At 70.2% G+C, this 16,406-nt stretch carries 15 protein-coding genes; 7 read left to right on the top strand and 8 right to left on the bottom strand.

Translation table 11 applies throughout. The features are described 5' to 3' along the window. Nucleotides 1–7: 7 nt before the first annotated feature. The 3 genes from ETD86_RS59035 to ETD86_RS08450 are packed head-to-tail and all read right to left on the bottom strand — an operon-like array spanning nt 8 to nt 1,725. Nucleotides 8–136, bottom strand: a complete 129-nt coding sequence (locus ETD86_RS59035; protein WP_281286888.1) for a hypothetical protein — start codon at nt 134–136, stop codon at nt 8–10. Beyond that, nucleotides 137–820, bottom strand: coding sequence for a neutral zinc metallopeptidase (locus ETD86_RS08445; RefSeq protein WP_138665540.1), 684 nt, complete (start codon nt 818–820; stop codon nt 137–139). Between the two features lie 56 nt (nt 821–876). Further along, nucleotides 877–1,725 (bottom strand): neutral zinc metallopeptidase, encoded by an 849-nt coding sequence (locus tag ETD86_RS08450; RefSeq protein ID WP_246147787.1) that lies wholly within the window; start codon nt 1,723–1,725, stop codon nt 877–879. 168 nt (nt 1,726–1,893) lie between these two features. Here ETD86_RS08450 and dxs point away from each other — a divergent pair, with 168 nt between their 5' ends. Beyond that, nucleotides 1,894–3,774, top strand: a complete 1,881-nt coding sequence (gene dxs, locus ETD86_RS08455) for a 1-deoxy-D-xylulose-5-phosphate synthase (RefSeq protein WP_138665589.1) — start codon at nt 1,894–1,896, stop codon at nt 3,772–3,774. On the opposite strand, the gene ETD86_RS08460 is transcribed toward dxs, so the two are convergent. Next, nucleotides 3,722–4,357: a DedA family protein gene (locus ETD86_RS08460; RefSeq protein WP_138665542.1), complete on the bottom strand. Its 636-nt coding sequence runs from the start codon at nt 4,355–4,357 to the stop codon at nt 3,722–3,724. The two genes, dxs and ETD86_RS08460, sit on opposite strands and share 53 nt — an antisense overlap. 95 nt (nt 4,358–4,452) lie before the next feature. Here ETD86_RS08460 and ETD86_RS08465 point away from each other — a divergent pair, with 95 nt between their 5' ends. Beyond that, nucleotides 4,453–5,922: an amino acid permease gene (locus ETD86_RS08465; RefSeq protein WP_138665543.1), complete on the top strand. Its 1,470-nt coding sequence runs from the start codon at nt 4,453–4,455 to the stop codon at nt 5,920–5,922. Nucleotides 5,923–5,936: 14 nt separating this feature from the next. Here ETD86_RS08465 and ETD86_RS08470 read toward each other — a convergent pair whose 3' ends face one another. From ETD86_RS08470 to ETD86_RS08480, 3 genes are all read right to left on the bottom strand, one after another. Further along, complete coding sequence (locus ETD86_RS08470) at nt 5,937–6,317, bottom strand: SSI family serine proteinase inhibitor (RefSeq protein ID WP_138665544.1); 381 nt, start codon at nt 6,315–6,317, stop codon at nt 5,937–5,939. An 88-nt stretch (nt 6,318–6,405) separates the two neighbouring features. Further along, the gene (locus tag ETD86_RS08475) at nt 6,406–8,493 is read right to left on the bottom strand and encodes a 3-hydroxyacyl-CoA dehydrogenase NAD-binding domain-containing protein (RefSeq protein ID WP_138665545.1); all 2,088 of its coding nucleotides are present in this window, start codon (nt 8,491–8,493) and stop codon (nt 6,406–6,408) included. Between the two features lie 64 nt (nt 8,494–8,557). After that, nucleotides 8,558–9,721: a thiolase family protein gene (locus ETD86_RS08480; protein WP_211369915.1), complete on the bottom strand. Its 1,164-nt coding sequence runs from the start codon at nt 9,719–9,721 to the stop codon at nt 8,558–8,560. 254 nt (nt 9,722–9,975) lie between these two features. On the opposite strand from ETD86_RS08480, the gene ETD86_RS08485 reads away from it, so the two are divergent. After that, nucleotides 9,976–11,475 (top strand): LCP family protein, encoded by a 1,500-nt coding sequence (locus ETD86_RS08485; protein ID WP_246147783.1) that lies wholly within the window; start codon nt 9,976–9,978, stop codon nt 11,473–11,475. Between the two features lie 3 nt (nt 11,476–11,478). On the opposite strand, the gene ETD86_RS08490 is transcribed toward ETD86_RS08485, so the two are convergent. Then, on the bottom strand, nt 11,479–12,210 hold the full coding sequence (locus tag ETD86_RS08490; RefSeq protein WP_138665547.1) for an SDR family NAD(P)-dependent oxidoreductase: 732 nt from the start codon (nt 12,208–12,210) through the stop codon (nt 11,479–11,481). 179 nt (nt 12,211–12,389) lie between these two features. Here ETD86_RS08490 and ETD86_RS08495 point away from each other — a divergent pair, with 179 nt between their 5' ends. From ETD86_RS08495 to ETD86_RS08510, 4 genes are all read left to right on the top strand, one after another. After that, nucleotides 12,390–12,989 carry a TetR/AcrR family transcriptional regulator gene (locus ETD86_RS08495; RefSeq protein ID WP_246147784.1) on the top strand — a complete coding sequence of 200 codons (600 nt, stop codon included), beginning with the start codon at nt 12,390–12,392 and terminating at the stop codon, nt 12,987–12,989. Between the two features lie 219 nt (nt 12,990–13,208). Continuing rightward, nucleotides 13,209–14,348 carry a hypothetical protein gene (locus ETD86_RS08500; RefSeq protein ID WP_138665549.1) on the top strand — a complete coding sequence of 380 codons (1,140 nt, stop codon included), beginning with the start codon at nt 13,209–13,211 and terminating at the stop codon, nt 14,346–14,348. A 264-nt stretch (nt 14,349–14,612) separates the two neighbouring features. After that, the gene (locus tag ETD86_RS08505; protein ID WP_138665550.1) at nt 14,613–15,608 is read left to right on the top strand and encodes a LacI family DNA-binding transcriptional regulator; all 996 of its coding nucleotides are present in this window, start codon (nt 14,613–14,615) and stop codon (nt 15,606–15,608) included. Beyond that, nucleotides 15,605–16,378, top strand: coding sequence for a sugar phosphate isomerase/epimerase family protein (locus ETD86_RS08510; RefSeq protein ID WP_138665551.1), 774 nt, complete (start codon nt 15,605–15,607; stop codon nt 16,376–16,378). Before ETD86_RS08505 ends, ETD86_RS08510 begins: the two co-directional genes overlap by 4 nt. The last annotated feature ends 28 nt before the right edge of the window (nt 16,379–16,406 follow it).

Here is a 16,406-nt window from a genome sequence, read left to right on the forward strand (position 1 = left end):
ATTTGTCCTAGAGTACCTGCGACTTCGGCGCCTTCCAGGTGTTGCAGCCGCCCGGGGACTCGGTGTCGAAGCCGCGCTTCAGCCAGCGCCCCACAGTGGCGGGCTTGCCGTGCGTCTTGGAGCCCCAGTCCTCCACCTATATCCCGAGGGCACCCAGGCCGCCGCCGCTGCCGCCGCCCTTGACGATGTAGTCGAACTCGGTCTGCCGGCGGCCGAGGGAGTGCCACACGTCGCCGATGAACGCCCCACTCAGGCACTCGGCCTGCAGCTCCAGGCGGCGCATCTCGTCGAGTACCTTGGCCTCGTTCTTGCCGTTGTAGCGCGTCTGGGCCTTGAGCATGCCCGTGAGCTGCTGGATGTGGTGGCCGTACTCGTGGGCGACGGTCACCAGCAGGAGCATGTCCGCCTGCTCCTCGACAAGGGCCGGCTGGACCAGGAGGCTGATCTTCTTGTTGATCGAGCAGTACACCGCCAGCGCGCCCCAGGGGTACTTGCCACAGCCTGTCGCCGCGCCGACCTTGGTGACCACCTGGAAGGAGGGCTTGCTGAAGGCGAAGCCGGCCTTCTTGATCTTCGGTTCCCAAGCGGTGTTGAGGCAGTCGAGCACGACGTCCATATAGCCCTTGACCTCTTCCGCGCTCCCGGTCAGGACCTTCGGCTCTTCACAGGTCTCGAGCCCCAGCTCGCCGGTCTTGTAGATCGGGTTCTTGGCCAGGACCGGCTTGTACGCCGGAGCGGAGACGGCAGCCGCAGGGGCCGTGCCGGCGAACAGGACGCTCGCCAGGGCGCCCGCCATGAGCGCCAATCGGGGGATACGCATGGGAACGCACCCTAGTAAAGAGGGGGTTCCAGGTAAAGGAAGATTAAAGCGTGGCGTCAGGTGACATTTCGGGAAGATGCGGCCCAGGTGTTGCACGAGCCCGGAGTGCCGCGGTTGAAGCCCCGCGTCATCCACGCGGCCTGTGTCGGACCCTTGCCGTGGTCGTTCTGCGGCCACCCCTTGGCGCCGTTCTTCCTGAACCAGTCCACCGTGTACGCCCAGTCCCCGTCGGCGACCAGCGGCGTGCCCTGCATCGTGCTCATGAAGACCGACGAGAAGCACTCGGCCTGCAGCTCGGACTTGCGGGAGAGCATGAGCCGCTGGGCCTTGGTCGCGCCCATCCTGGCCGTCCAGTAGTAGTTCCAGATGCCGGAGATCTGCTGGACGTGGTGGCCGTACTCGTGCGCGATCAGCCGCGTGATGCCCAGCGGGAACGGATTGCGCAGCTGGTCCCGGCTGATCATCAGGTACATGGTGCGGTCGGTGGAGCAGTAGACGCCGTCCGCGCCGGTGTTCCACGACCCGCAGGGCGTCTTGACCTTGGTGGTGATGATGCGCAGCCGCGGCTTGGCGAAGGGCAGCCCCGCCTTGCGGAACTGCGCGCCCCACGCCCGGTTCAGGCAGCCGGTCACGCGCGTGAGAAAGCGGCGGTACGCCGTCATGCTGCCGGCCGGCAGGTTGCCGGGCGAGCAGTTCACGTCCGCCAGCCGCCCGGTCTTGTAGAGGGGGTTCGCGGTGGCCAGCGCCTTACCCGGCGCCCCCGACCGCTTCGTGTCGGCGGCCTTGACCGGAGGGGAGACCACCTGCTGGGCCTCGTTGCCCGCCCCCGTCGAAGGCGTGGCCACCTCGGCGAGCACGAGCACCAGACCGGCCGCCGCCAGGGCGAGTGCGAGTAGCGCGGCCACAAGTGCCAAGAGTTTGCTTATGGGGACGGAGTTCATAGGTACCGAAAGACTAGGTCAAGATCGGACATATGTGGGTGGGTTTGACTCGATGGAGTCAGTGAGGCGTCCGCGAACTAGACTCGGGTGGTCGGCGAACGAGAGCAGAGGGGAGTCGAATCCGTGAGCGGGTTGCTGGGCTCGATCAAGGGACCGGACGACGTCAAACGGCTGGCCGCGGACGAGCTGCCACAGCTCGCGGTGGAGATCCGTGATCTGCTCGTCGACTCGTGCGCGAGATTCGGCGGCCATCTGGGTCCCAACCTCGGCGTGGTGGAGCTCACCATCGCCGTGCATCGCGTGTTCGACTCGCCTAGCGACCCGATCGTCTGGGACACCGGCCACCAGGCCTATGTGCACAAGCTGCTCACCGGCCGGGCGGCCGGCTTCGCGGCGCTCAAGCAGGAGGGCGGCCTGTCGGGCTACCCGAGCCAGGCCGAGTCCGAGCACGACTTCGTGGAAAACTCCCACGCCTCGACCGCGCTGTCCTATGCCGACGGCCTGGGCAAGGCGTTCAAGCTGCGGGGCGACCGCGACCGCACGGTCGTCGCGGTGATCGGCGACGGCGCCCTGACCGGCGGCATGGCCTGGGAGGCGCTCAACAACATCGCCGCCGTCAAGGACCTGCCGGTCGTGATCGTGGTCAACGACAACGGCCGCTCCTACTCGCCCACGATCGGCGGGCTCGCCTCCCACCTGTCCACGCTGCGGGTCAACCGCCGCTACGAGGACTTCCTCGACTACGTCAAGGACAAGATCGGGAACGTTCCGCTGCTCTACGACGCGCTGCACGGCGTGAAGAAGGGCGTGAAGGACGTGCTGGCGCCGCAGGTCATGTTCGAGGACCTCGGGCTGAAATACGTCGGCCCCATCGACGGCCACGACGAGCAGGCCATGGAGGCGGCCCTGCGCCAGGCCCGCGACTTCCGCGGCCCGGTCATCGTGCACGCGCTCACCCAGAAGGGCCGCGGCTACACGCCGGCGGAAAACCACGACGAGGACCAGTTCCACTCGCCGGGCGCCTTCGACCGGGCCACGGGCGCGGAGAAGCCCAAGGGCCGCATCTGGACCAACGTGTTCAGCGAGGAGCTCGTCAGGCTCGGCAAGGAGCGCGAGGACCTGGTCGCGATCACCGCGGCCATGCTGCACCCGACGGGGCTCAACGCGTTCGCCGACGCCTACCCCGACCGGATCTACGACGTCGGCATCGCCGAGCAGCACGCGCTGACCAGCGCCGCGGGCCTGGCGCTCGGCGGCATGCACCCGGTCGTGGCGGTCTACGCCACGTTCCTCAACCGGGCCTTCGACCAGCTCCTCATGGACGTCGCCCTGCACCGGCTGCCGGTGACCGTCGTGCTCGACCGGGCGGGCGTCACGGGCGACGACGGCGCCAGCCACAACGGCATGTGGGACCTGTCGATCCTCCAGGTGGTGCCCGGGCTCAGGATCGCGGTGCCGCGCGACGGGGACCGGCTCACCGAGCTGCTGCGCGAGGCCGTGGACGTCACCGACGGCCCGACCGTGCTGCGCTTCCCCAAGGGCCCGGTGGCCGAGTCGGTCGAGCCGGTCGGCAAGCTGGGCGAGATGGACCTGCTGCGCGCTGCTGAGGGCGAGCCTGACGTGCTGCTGGTCGGCGTGGGGCCGATGACCCAGGTCTGCCTCGACGCGGCCGTCCTGCTCGACGCCCAGGGCATCGCGGCCACCGTTGTCGACCCGCGCTGGGTCAAGCCGCTGGACGAGGCGCTCGGGCTGGCCGCGAGCGCGCACAAGCTGGTGGCGGTCGTGGAGGACAACGGCCGCGTGGGCGGCGTGGGCGACGCCGTGGCGCGCCTGCTGCGCGACGCCGACGTCGACGTGCCCGTCCGCACGTACGGCATCCCGCAGGAGTTCCTCGACCACGCCAAGCGGGCCGCGATCCTCGGCAAGATCGGCCTTACCGGCCAGGACCTCGCCCGCCAGATCACTGAGGCGGTCGCGAAGCGGACCTCCCACGTGGAGCCGGCCCGCCACTGACCGCCCTGCGGACCGCGGCGGAGATCCCCAGCACGACGATCACCGCCGCGGCCGCGATCGGCAGCAACCATTGCGCGTGCTGGCGCGCCACGCCGCCCGCCACCGCGCCGAGCGTGACGTACGCGCTCACCCACGCCGTGCTCCCGGCCATCGCCCACGGCATGAACCTGCGGTACGACATGCCGACCGTGCCGGCGACGGCCGGCGTCAGCGCGTGCAGCACCGGCAGGAAGTACGCCAGCGCCAGCGCCCACCCCCTGCGCTCGAACAACCGCTCCGCCCGCTTCCAGCGTTCTTCGCCGACGCGCCGCCCCAGCCGCCCGTGCCGCAGCCGGGTCCCGTACCGGCGGCCCAGGAAATGGCCGCCCGAGGCGCCCGCGAAGCACGCCAGCATGCCGGCGCCGATCAGCGCCAGCGCCTCCGGCAGGCTGTCCACGGTGGCGCCCGCGACGAGCAGCAAGGTGTCGCCCGGCGTGATCAGGCCGACTCCGACCGAGGCGTCCAGCGTCAGGAAGACCAGCAGGAGCAGCAGCACCACGCCGAGGTCCTGCCTGGCCAGAGTGTCGAGCAGACCATGAGACATAGTCCTGGCCTGCTACCCCGATCCGGGCAGACCATCGGCAACGTCGTCGAACCATCAAGGAATGATCGCCCAACGTATGGGAAGTATCACTGGCCGTGGAGATCTTTCGCACGAAGACCGTCGAACAGTCGATCCGCGACACGGAGGACCCCGAGCACCAGTTGCGTAAACGCCTGACCGCCACGGACCTCACGGTCTTCGGCATCGGCGTGATCGTGGGCACCGGCATCTTCGTGCTCACGGGACAGGTCGCCAAGGAGACGGCCGGTCCGGCGGTGGCGCTCTCGTTCGTCGTCGCGGGGATCGTCTGCGGGCTGGCGGCGCTGTGCTACGCCGAGTTCGCCTCCACGATCCCGGTGGCCGGGTCGGCGTACACCTTCGCCTTCGCCACCCTCGGCGAGTTCCCCGCCTGGGTGATCGGCTGGGACCTGATCCTGGAGCTGGCGCTGGCCGCGGCGGTGGTGTCGGTCGGCTGGGCGGGCTACTTCGCCTCGATGCTGAGCTCCTTCGGCATCAACCTGCCGGCCTCCATCGCCGGCGAGGACCCCGTGGTCAACGTCCCGGCCGTCCTCATCGTCGCCATCCTCACGGCCATCCTGGTCGCCGGCATCAAGTTGTCGTCCCGGGTCAACCTCATCCTGGTCATCACCAAGATCGCGGTGGTGCTGCTGGTCATCGTGGCCGGGTTGTTCTTCATCCAGGCCGCCAACTACACGCCGTTCATTCCCGAGCCGAAGGCGACGGAAGAGGTGGGCGGGCTGAACGCGCCGCTGATCCAGGTGCTGTTCGGGGTCACGCCCGTCGCGTTCGGCGTGATCGGCGTCTTCTCCGCCGCGGCGATCGTCTTCTTCGCCTTCATCGGCTTCGACATCGTGGCCACCGCCGCCGAGGAGACCATCCACCCGCAGCGGGACGTGCCCCGCGGCATCCTCGGCTCGCTGGCCATCTGCACGTTCCTGTACGTGGCCGTCTCCCTGGTCGTCGTCGGCATGCAGCGCTACGACCAGCTGAGCACGTCGGCTCCGCTGTCGGACGCGTTCCGATCCGTCGGCCACGCGTGGCTGGGTGCGATCATCAGCGTCGGCGCGATCGCCGGCCTGACCACCGTGGTGCTGGTGCTGCTGCTCGGCCAGACCCGGGTGTTGTTCGCGATGTCCCGCGACGGGCTGATGCCGCGGTCGCTGGCGAAGGTTCATCCGCGGTTCGGCACGCCGGCCAGGCTCACCGTCGTGATCGGCGTGGTGACGATGGCGCTGGCCGGATTCGTGTCGTTCGGCGAGCTGGCCGAGCTGGTGAACATCGGCACGCTGTTCGCGTTCGTGGTGGTCTCGATCGGCGTGATAGTGCTCAGGCGAACCCGGCCGGACCTGCCGCGGGCGTTCCGCGCGCCGTTCGTGCCGGTGCTGCCGATCCTGTCCGTGCTGGCCTGCCTCTACCTGATGCTGAACCTGCCGGTGGAGACCTGGCTGCGGTTCCTGATCTGGATGGCCATCGGCGTGCTCATCTACTTCGGCTACGGCTACCGGCACAGCAGGACCGCCCAGCCCGTGAAGGGCGGGCTATAGCCCACCCCCACCGGTCAGGAGAGCAGCTTGCCGGCCGCGGCCTGCATCGCGCAGAAATTCCGGTAGCCCTTGCTCCACTGCACCTTCTTGCCGCGCCAGGTGCCGGTGATCATCACCGCGTACGGCTTGACCTCCAAACCGCAGCCTGAGTCCGCCGGAACGTGAATCCTGGTGAGGTCACCCCCGACCTTGCGGACCACGTCGCAGGCCGCGCGCGGGTGCGGGTGGGTGCCGCTGTCGGGGCTGCAATGGAGCGTGGCGCCCCTCGTCGGCCCGTTCTTCACGGCGATCACGATCTTGAACTTGCCCTTGGGTGGGCGGGCCGCCTGCGCGGCGGAGGACGAGCACGCCAGGAAGGCAGCGCAGAGCGCGATCGTACCGATGGTTCGCATCATGATTACTCTCCGTTCGTCGTGCGGCACCAAACGCTACGACGGTGGAGGTCATGAAAAGCGGGGGCCCTGGTCGGGCCCCCGCAAAGAATCAGGCGGGGAGCGAGGCCACACCCGGAGGAAGGAACCGCGGCTGGGCGATGCCGGTCCTGTCCAGATAAGGCGTGATGCCGCCCAGGTGGAACGGCCAGCCGGCGCCGAGGATCATGCACAGGTCGATGTCCTGCGGCGCCGCGACCACACCCTCGTCGAGCATGATGCGGATCTCCGTGGCCAGCGCCGTCAGGACGCGCTCGCGTACCTGCTCGGCGGTGGACGGTGAGGCGCCGCCGGCGAAGAGCGCCACCGCCTCCGGGTCGAGCGTGAAGTCCGGGCGGTAGACGCCCGGCTTGCCCGCGGCGACCAGCTTGGCCATGTTCTCCGAGACGCCGAAGCGGTCGGGGAAGGCCTCGTGCAGGGTCTCGGCCACGTGCAGGCCGACCGCCGGGCCGACGAGCTGCAGGAGCGCGAACGGCGTCATCGGCAGCCCGAGCCCGTCGAGCGCGTGCTCGGCGACCTCCAGCGGCGTGCCCTCGTCCACGGCCGTGACGACCTCGCCCATGAAGCAGGTCAGCAGCCGGTTGACCACGAACGCCGGAGCATCCTTGACCAGCACCGACGACTTCTTCAGCGACTTGCCGACCGCGAACGCCGTGGCCAGCGTGGCGTCGTCGGTCGCGGCGCCCTTGATGATCTCCAGCAGCGGCATGACCGCGACCGGGTTGAAGAAATGGAACCCGACCAGCCGCTCGGGGTGCTTCAGCTCGGCGCCCATCTCGGTCAGCGACAGCGAGGAGGTGTTCGTGGCGAGCACGCACGCCGGCCCCACCACGGCTTCGACCTCGCTGAACACCTGCTTCTTGACCGCCATGTCCTCGAACACGGCCTCGATCACGAAGTCGGCGTCGGCGAAGGCGTCCTTGGTCAGCGACCCGGTCACCAGGGCCTTGAGCCGGTTGGCCTGGTCCGCGCTGATCCGGCCCTTGGCGAGGAGCTTGCCGACCTCGGCGTGGACGTACCCCACACCCTTGTCGAGCCGGGCCTGGTCGAGGTCGGTCATGACGACGGGCACCTCGAGGCGGCGCGCGAACAGCAGCGCCATCTGCGAGGCCATCAACCCCGCGCCCACGACACCGACCTTGGTGACCTTGCGGGCCAGCGACCTGTCCGGCGCGCCCGCGGGCCGCTTGGCCCGGCGCTGCACCAGGTCGAAGGAGTAGAGCCCGGCCCGCAGCTCGTCGCCCATCAGCAGGTCGGCCAGCGCCTCGTCCTCTGCGGCGAAGCCCTCGTCACGCGTGGCGGTCTCGGCCTGAGCGATCAGGTCGAGCGCCCGGTAGGGGGCGGGGGAGGCGCCGCGCAGCTTCATGTCCACCAGGAAGCGGGCGTCGGCGACGGCCTTCTCCCAGCCGTCGTGTGCCGGCCGCTCGATCGCCACCTCCCCCTGGAGTACGCGGGCGGCCCAGCGCAGCGACTCCTCCAGGAAATCGGCGGGCTCGAACAGGGCGTCCGCGACGCCCAGCTCGAACGCGTCCCTGCCCTTGATCATGCGGTTCTGCGCCAGAGGGTTCTCGATGATCAGCTTGATCGCCTTGGCCGGGCCGATCAGCCGCGGCAGCAGCTGCGTGCCGCCCCAGCCCGGCACCAGGCCGAGGAAACACTCGGGCAGCGCCACCGCGGGCACTCCGGAGGAGATCGTCCGGTACGTGCAGTGCAGCGCGACCTCCAGGCCGCCGCCCATGGCCGCGCCGTTGACGAACGCGAACGACGGGATCGGCAGCTCGCCCAGCCTGCGGAAGACATGGTGGCCGAGCGCGCCGATGGCCAGTGCCTCGTCGCGGGAGGCGACCTCGGCCGCGCCCTTGAGGTCCGCGCCGACGGCGAAGATGAAGGGCTTGCCCGTCACGCCGACGGCGGCCAGATCCGTGCGTTCGGCGATCTCCGACAGCGCGCCGTTCAGCGCGAACAGGCCATGCGGGCCGAACGTGTTGGGCTTGGTGTGGTCGAAACCGTTGTCCAGGGTGATGAGCGCCATCGTGCCCGCGCCGTTCGGCAGCTGCACGTCGCGCACCAGCGCCTTGGTGACGACTTCGTCGGAGTCGCGCTTGCTCAGCAGCGCCCGCCAGTTCTCTATGCTGCTCACAGGCCCTCCTTCGTCGGTCCCGCGAGCATGCTGCTGTGTCTGATTGTTCTCTCGCTTCGCTCGCTCACGTCAGGTTCTCCCAGATCACAGTGCCGCCCATGCCCATGCCGACGCACATCGTGGTGATGCCGTAGCGCACCTCGGGACGCTCGCCGAACTGGCGCGCGAGCTGCGTCATCAGCCGCACGCCCGAGGAGGCGAGCGGGTGGCCGTAAGCGATCGCGCCGCCGTAGGGGTTCACGCGGGGGTCGTCGTCGGTGATGCCGAAGTGGTCGAGGAACGCCAGGACCTGTACGGCGAACGCCTCGTTGATCTCGAACAGCCCGATATCCGAAATATCGAGATTCGCCAGCCGGAGTGCCCGCTCCGTGGACGGGATCGGGCCCGCGCCCATGACCTCGGGATCGACACCCGCGAACGCGTACGACACCAGCCGCATCTTCGCCGTCAGCCCGAGCTCCTCGGCGACCTCCCGGGCGGCCACGATGCACCCGGTGGCGCCGTCGTTGATGCCCGAGGAGTTGCCGGCCGTGACGTTGCCGTGCGGACGGAACGGCGTCTTGAGCCCGCTCAGCCCCTCCATCGTGGTGCCGGGACGAGGCGCCTCGTCCTCGACGGCCAGCCCCCAGCCCTTCTCCGCCGTCCTGATCGCGGTCGGCACCAGATCGGGCTGGATCTTGCCGTCGGCGTACGCCTTGGCCGCCTTCTCCTGCGAGAGCACCGCGTACGCGTCCGCGCGCTCCTTGGAGATCGTCGGGTAGCGGTCGTGCAGGTTCTCGGCCGTCATGCCCATGACCAGCGCGCTCGGGTCGACCAGCTTCTCCGACAGGAAGCGCGGGTTGGGGTCGACGCCCTCGCCCATCGGGTGGCGGCCCATGTGCTCGACGCCGCCCGCGATCGCCACGTCGTACGCACCGAACGCGATGCCGCCCGCGACCGTGGTGACCGCGGTCATCGCGCCGGCGCACATGCGGTCGATCGCGTAGCCGGGCACGCTCTTGGGCAGCCCGGCGAGCACCGCGGCCGCGCGGCCGATGGTCAGGCCCTGGTCGCCGATCTGCGTGGTCGCGGCGATGGCGACCTCGTCCACGCGCTCGGGGGGCAGGTCGGGATTTCGCCTGATGAGCTCGCGGATGACACGGACGACCAGGTCGTCGGCGCGGGTCTCCGCGTACAGTCCCTTCGGCCCTGACCTGCCGAAAGGCGTGCGCACGCCGTCGACGAACACGACGTCACGAGAGGAAGGCACAGATTCGCTCCTCGCTGCTGGAAGGGGTTCCACGCTTATGCTACTCGTGAGTAACTAGTCCGCGCCCCATGCCCTCCCCGGGGTCGGGTGATGGAGGAGTGGCGGAAAGGTCATAGTCTGCCGGGCCGCGGCGAGGCGAACTGAGCGTGGGGGCGGTGGAGTGGTGGTGATATGCCGTCGGGGACCCCTGTTGGTGACTATGCTTCGCGATCATGACGCAGGGGGTGGACCGCGTGAGAGCGCGACCTGGGGATGCGGTTCGGGGCCCGCGCGTCGCCCCCGTGCCGCGCCGCTCCGGGACGCTCGAACCCCGGCCGCGCAGGAACCCGCTGACGCCCCTGGGCTGGGTGAGCGTGGCGCTGACGTTCGTGCTGGTGGCCACCACGCTGGCCGCGTACGCGTACTACCGCAGCATCGAGGGCAGCCTCCGCCGCTTACCCTTCGAGGTCGGCCCGAGCCGGCCGCCGGAGACCGGGGCGCTCAACGTGTTACTCGTCGGCTCCGACTCCCGTGAGGGCGACAACAAGCAGTACGGACCCAAGTCGCAGGGACTGGGGGAGCGCACGGACACGATCATGTTGCTGCACATCTCCCCGAACAGGGATAAAGCCACCATGATCAGCTTCCCTCGCGACTCCATGGTGGCGATCCCCGAGTGCGAGGGCAGGAACGGCGCCACGCTCCCCGGCGGGATCCGGCAGATCAACTCCGCCTTCAACGACGGTGGCATCAACTGCACGATCAGGACGCTCGAATCGCTCACCAACATCAAGATCAACCACTTCGTGAAGGTCGACTTCACCGGCTTCAAGGGCATCGTCGACGCCATCGGCGGCATCGAGATCTGCCTGCCCAAACCCGTCAACGACCCCAAGGCGAAGCTGGTGCTCCCCGCCGGCAAGCATGTGGTCAACGGCGAGCAGGCGCTCGGGTACGTACGCACCCGCTACGCGCTCGGCGACGGCAGCGACCTGAGCAGGATCCAGCGCCAGCAGGTGTTCCTCACCCAGGTGCTGGCGAAGGTCACCGACGGCGGCCTGCTCACCGACCCCGTCAGCCTCAACGGCTTCCTGCGCTCGGCCGCCGCGGCGGTCACCGTGGACAGCGAGCTGACGCTCGACCGCATGCTGGAGATCGCCAACAGCGTCAAGGGCCTGACGGCCAAGGAGCTCAAGGGCATCACGGTGCCTGTGGAGCCGTACCCGCCGGACAAGAACCGGGTGCAGTTCAGCCAGCCGGCCGCGAAGAACTTCTTCGAGTCGGTACGCAACGACGTCGAGGTCACCGCCACCCCGGCCCCCGGCAAGTCCGCCGCGCCGAAGATCGAGCACGAGCAGGTGCGCGTCCAGGTGCTCAACGGCACCGGCGAGCAGGGCAAGGCCGTCCAGGTGGCCGACGAGCTGGCCGCCCAGGGATTCGCCGTCATCGAGGTCGGCAACGCGCCCACGACCGGGACCACCGCGATCCGCTACGCGAAGAAGGACGCCCAGGACGGACCGGCCTACGCCGACGCGGTGGCCACCCGGCTGTCCAAGGACAAGCGGACCCCGGTGGCGGGCAAGGTCAAGCCGGTCAATGCCCAGCCGTACGCGTCCAAGGTCGCCAAGCTGCCCGATGGCCCGATCATCCAGCTCGTGATCGGCACCGACTGGCCGGGCGTCCGGGTGCAGTCGGCGATCCCGGACTCGCTCAAGGACAAGGTGGTCGACGCCAACACCAACCCCTGCCTGTGACTCTCAGGCCGTGACACCCGCGTCGACGGGGATCGAGGCGCCCGTGATGTGCCGGCCGCCCTCCCCGGCCAGATGGGCGACGGTGGCGGCGATGTCGTCGGGGGAGCAGTACGTGCCGAGCGCCGTGTAGCGCCGCTCCTCGTCCGCCTCCGGGGAGTCGGCCGGGTTCATGTCGGTGTCCGTGGAGCCGGGGCTGACCAGGTTCGCGGTGATGCCGCGCGGTCCGAGGTCCCTGGCCAGGCCCTTGACGAGGCCGGTCAGCGCCGACTTGCTCATCGCGTACGCCGTCCAGCCCGGGTACGGCACCCGCTCGGCCAGGCTGCTGCCGATGAGCACGATCCTGCCGCCCCGCCCCATGTGCCGGGCGGCCGCCTGCGCCAGCACGAACGCCGCCCTGGCGTGCACGGCCAGCAGCCGGTCGACGTCGTCGAGCGTCACTTCCTCCAGCGCCCCGTACGGCGCGATCCCCGCGTTGCTCACCAGCACGTCGAGCCGTCCCAGCTCGCGTACCGTCCGCTCCACCGCCTCGACCAGCGCACCGGCGTCGGCGGCCTCCGCCCGCACGCCGAGAGCTCGCCCGCCGGCCGCCTCGACCTCCTTGGCCACGGCGGCGGCCCGGTCGCCGGCGCTCCGGTACGTGATCGCCACGTCGAACCCGTCGCCTGCCAGCCGCCGCGCGACGGCTGCGCCGATTCCCCTGCTCCCGCCCGTGACCAGGGCGACCCTGCGTGCCATGCGTCCTCCCGATGAAGCGGAATGTGTTCCGGTTAAACATTAAGCGGAATGCCTTCCGGATGCAACCGATGCCAAGATGGAGATCGTGGGAGGGTGCGAAGGTGGTCGTGAAGCGCGGAGATCATGACACGAAGGTGGACACCGCGAACCGCGGAGAAACTGACGCGGGGGTGGAGGTCGTGAACCGCGGAGTCGGTGACGCGGAGGTGGAGGTCGTGAAGCGCGAGCGCACCGACGCGGCCCGCAACCGCGCGAAGATCCTCGCCGCGGCCGAGGCCATCGTCGCCGACCGTGGGGTGGGTGGTCTGTCGATGGCGGACGTGGCCGCGGCGGCCGGGGTCGGCGTCGGCACGCTCTACCGGCGCTTCGGAGATCGCTCCGGGTTGGCGTACGCGCTGATCGACCGGCGGGAGCGCGAGTTCCAGTCCGCCTTCATCGAGGGGCCGCCGCCGCTCGGGCCGGGCGCGGAGCCCGCCGCGCGGGCGCGCGCCTTCCTCGACGCGCTCGCGGACCGGATGGTCGAGCAGCTCGATCTGCTGGTCATGGCGGAGACGGCGGGGCCGTTCGCCCGGTTCGGCGGCGCGTACGACGCCTACCACGGACACCTGGCGATGCTCGTCGCGCAGTTGCGGCCGGAAGCCGACTCCGCCTGTCTGGCCGACGCGTTGCTGGCGCCCTTGGCCGCGCCGCTGCTGGCGCACCGGATCCGGGAGTGCGGGGTGGGGGTCGAGCGGGTGAAGGCCGCCCTCGGCGATCTTCTCGGCGGCCTGACCCGCTGATCGCCGTCTGGAATACCCCCTGAGGTGGCGTGAGAGCGGGGAGTGACGAATGTTACTCTACGTGATTTTAGGGAAACATGTGAAATTTCCGGACAACTGGTGGTGGATTCTGCTAGGAAAGGGCGCGGTCCGCATTCGTATGAGAGAGGTTCCACCGTGGCGCGCGACGAGAACGACAGGCCATATGAGGATGGGCAGGGTAGGTCGTTAAACCCGGAGTTGACGGGTGACGTGCTGTCGCCGCGGTGGAGCACTGACGACACCGACGAGCAGCCCGCCATCCAGGTCGTCGGCAACGAGACCTACATCATGCCGTCCGATTCGCTGACCGGTGAGCCGGTGCTGCTGGGAGACGGCCGGCGTGACCTGCTCGACGACGCCCCGGCGGCTTCGCAGGACCTGATGGGTGGCGGGCCCCGTGACCTGGGCGGCCTCAGCGGCCCGCACGACGTGCTCGGGGACCCGCTCGGCCCGCGTGACGTCCTGGGCGAGCCCGCCGGCTCCCGCGACGTGCTGGGCGACCATGCCGGTCCGCACGACATGCTCGGCGGCCACAGCGGTCCCCATGACGTCCTCGGCGACCGTGACCCTGGCGACCCGCATGACCCGTATGAGTCGGAGCACAGCGGGCCGCACCGCGTGGAGGACTCGGTCCCGTACCTGCCGCTCGACCGGAGCTATGAGGCCGGCTACGACGACGGCGAGGAGGAGCGGCCCAAGCGCGGCTTTCTCGGATCGGGGTGGACCGACGACTCCTCCGACGGGCGTTCCGGCGGCGACCGTGAGGTTCGGCGGCGTACCAGGAAGCTGCTGGTGGCGGCGGCCGCGGTGGTGCTGGTCGGCGTGGGGGCCGGATTCATGCTCACCGGCACCTCGTCGGACGACCCGTGCCAGGGCGGCCGGTGCGCCAGCGCGGGCGAGGTGACCGCGCCCTCCGACGCCGCCGTTCCCGAGGACACGCCGACCGAGGAGGACACCCCGGAGCCCGACGATTCGGCCACTGCCGAGCCGACCGATACCGAGTCCGTAAACCCCCCGCGGTCGACCCAGCGGCCGCGGCCGACCCGCGAGCCGGCCGTGCGTCCCACCTCCACCCGCGTCGGCGAGCCGACCACGAAGTCGAGCGACAACGCCACCCGGCCGCCGGTGAATCCGATGCAGGACACGAACCCGAACACGGACACAGGCACGGGCACGGGCGGCACAGGCTCGAACGGTCAGTCGTCGTCGGACAGCAAGCAGCAGCCCACGCAGCCGCCCAGCAGCCAGCCCGCCCAGCAGCCCACCACCCAGGCGCCCGCGCCGACGCCGACCAAGGAGGAGCGTAAGGGGCTGCTCGACATCCTCTTCCCCTGGTAACCCACCGGCCCATGGTGGCGCGGGTCCGTCCTTGGACCCGCCCTCGCCTGGCCGCCTCGGACCCGTCTGGCGCGCCAGGCGCGGGGTCACCTCTCGTATGCCTGGGCCACGGCCGTTGGAGGCCGGTCACCCGTTCCCAGGGGCAGGCGTCGGTCTGGCCGCCGTGGCGCGGGGTCGTTCTGTTGTCCGAGGGCTCGGGCGTGGAAGGATGCGGAGCCAGGTGTTGTTCTGGCACACTTGGAAACCGCTTTCCCGGGAGGTCTCGTGGTCACGCTTGAGGACGTCGCCAAGCAGGCGGGCGTCTCGCTCGCGACCGCCTCGCGGGTGCTCAACGGCAGCACCCGCCAGGTCGGCGCGGCCTTGCGGGCCCGTGTCGAGCAGGCCGCCGACGAGCTGGGCTACCGGGCCAACATCGCGGCCCAGACGCTGGCCCGCGGCGCCGGCAACGTCATCGGCATCGTCGTACACGACTTGACGGACCCCTACTTCGCGGCCCTGGCCGACGGGGCGATGCGGGCGGCGGCCACCGAGGGCCTGCTCGTCATGGTGGGCACCACGCATCGCGACCCCGAGCAGGAGATCGCTTACGTGGCCACGCTCAACGCCCAGCGGGTGCGGGCCGTGCTGCTGGTCGGCTCCCGGGTGGCCGATCCGGCCGTCACCGGGCGGCTCCGCGACGAGCTGGCCAGATACCGGTCGGGCGGTGGCCGTGCGGCCTGCGTCGGACAGGATCTGCTGGGCGTGGACACCGTCGCGCCCGCCAACCGGGAGGGGGCGGCTGAGCTGGCACGCGCGCTGGCCGGACTCGGGCACACCCGGTTCGCGGTGCTCGCCGGGCCGCCGCACCTGGTGACCGCCGCCGACCGTTGCGCCGGGTTCGCCGGAGCGCTGGAGGATTTGGGGTTGCCCGCACCGCACGTGATCCACGGCCCGTTCGACCGCGACGGCGGGTACGCGGCCGCCCAGCAGGTGGGCGAGGACACGACGTGCGTGTTCGCGGTCAACGACGTGATGGCGGTCGGGGCGCTGGCGGCCTGCAGGGAACGCGGGATCCGGGTGCCGGAGGACGTGTCGGTGGCCGGTTTCGACGACATCGTCACCCTGCGGGATCACGTGCCGGCACTGACCACCGTGCGGCTGCCGCTGAAGAACATGGGAGCGCGGGCGCTGGAGCTGGCGCTGGGCGAGGAAGAAGCAGTCGTCGTCGAGCAGGTCGCCGGCGAGGTCGTGTTGCGGGAGAGCGTACGGAGGTTGGTGTGAGGCTGGCGGTCAGCACGCTGGGGATGCCCGGCGAGGATCTGGACCGGGCGATCGAGATCGCGACCGGGCACGGCTGCCAAGGGCTGGAGCTGCGCCTGCACCCGGACACCGGGGTGCACGCCGGGCTGGACTCGGCGGAGCGGCGTTCGGTGCGGGAGCGGGTGGAAGGCGCAGGACTGGAAATTTCGGCCCTCGCCGGATATGTCGGGGTCTGTGAGCCGGGGCCGGACCAGCCCGTCATCGAAAAGCTCCTCGCCGACCTGCGGCTCGCCGCCGACCTGGGCGCGCCCGGGGTACGAGTGTTCCCGCGCGGCGACGATCCGTCCGTCGGCGCCCGCAGGCTCAAAGCGGTCTCCGGTACGGCCGCCGCACTCGGACGCCGCGTGCTCGTCGAGACGCACGACAACATGGCCACCTGCGCGGCCGTGGCCGGGTTGCTCGCCGAGGCGGCCTCGCCGGAGACCACGGGGGCGATCTGGGACCTGCTGCACCCGTGGCGGCACGGCGAGTCCCCGGCCGACTCGCTGGCCGCGCTCGGCCCGTACCTGGCCTACGTCCAGGTCAAGGACGCGGTCTCGGCCCAGGACACCACGCCGGTGCCGATGGGCACCGGGTCCGTGCCGCTGCAGGAGGCGGGAGAGCTGCTGCGCGGGGCCGGGTACGACGGATGGGTATCGCTGGAGTGGGAGCGTACGTGGTATCCGCAGGTCGCGCCGGTCGAGGAGATCCTGCCGGGAGCCGCTGACTGGGTGCGGAGGTTCGCCGCTTAGATAGGGGGATGCCCCTACCTAAGGACAA

This window comes from Nonomuraea turkmeniaca, assembly GCF_005889735.1.
Lineage (GTDB): Bacteria > Actinomycetota > Actinomycetes > Streptosporangiales > Streptosporangiaceae > Nonomuraea > Nonomuraea turkmeniaca.

What these genes read in the sequence shown, in the direction of transcription:
- ETD86_RS08490 (WP_138665547.1), bottom strand. Translation starts at nt 12,210, where the DNA reads ATGGCACGCAGGGTCGCCCTGGTCACGGGCGGGAGCAGGGGAATCGGC.
- ETD86_RS08470 (WP_138665544.1), bottom strand. Translation starts at nt 6,317, where the DNA reads ATGATGCGAACCATCGGTACGATCGCGCTCTGCGCTGCCTTCCTGGCG.
- ETD86_RS08460 (WP_138665542.1), bottom strand. Translation starts at nt 4,357, where the DNA reads ATGTCTCATGGTCTGCTCGACACTCTGGCCAGGCAGGACCTCGGCGTG.
- ETD86_RS08445 (WP_138665540.1), bottom strand. Translation starts at nt 820, where the DNA reads ATGCGTATCCCCCGATTGGCGCTCATGGCGGGCGCCCTGGCGAGCGTC.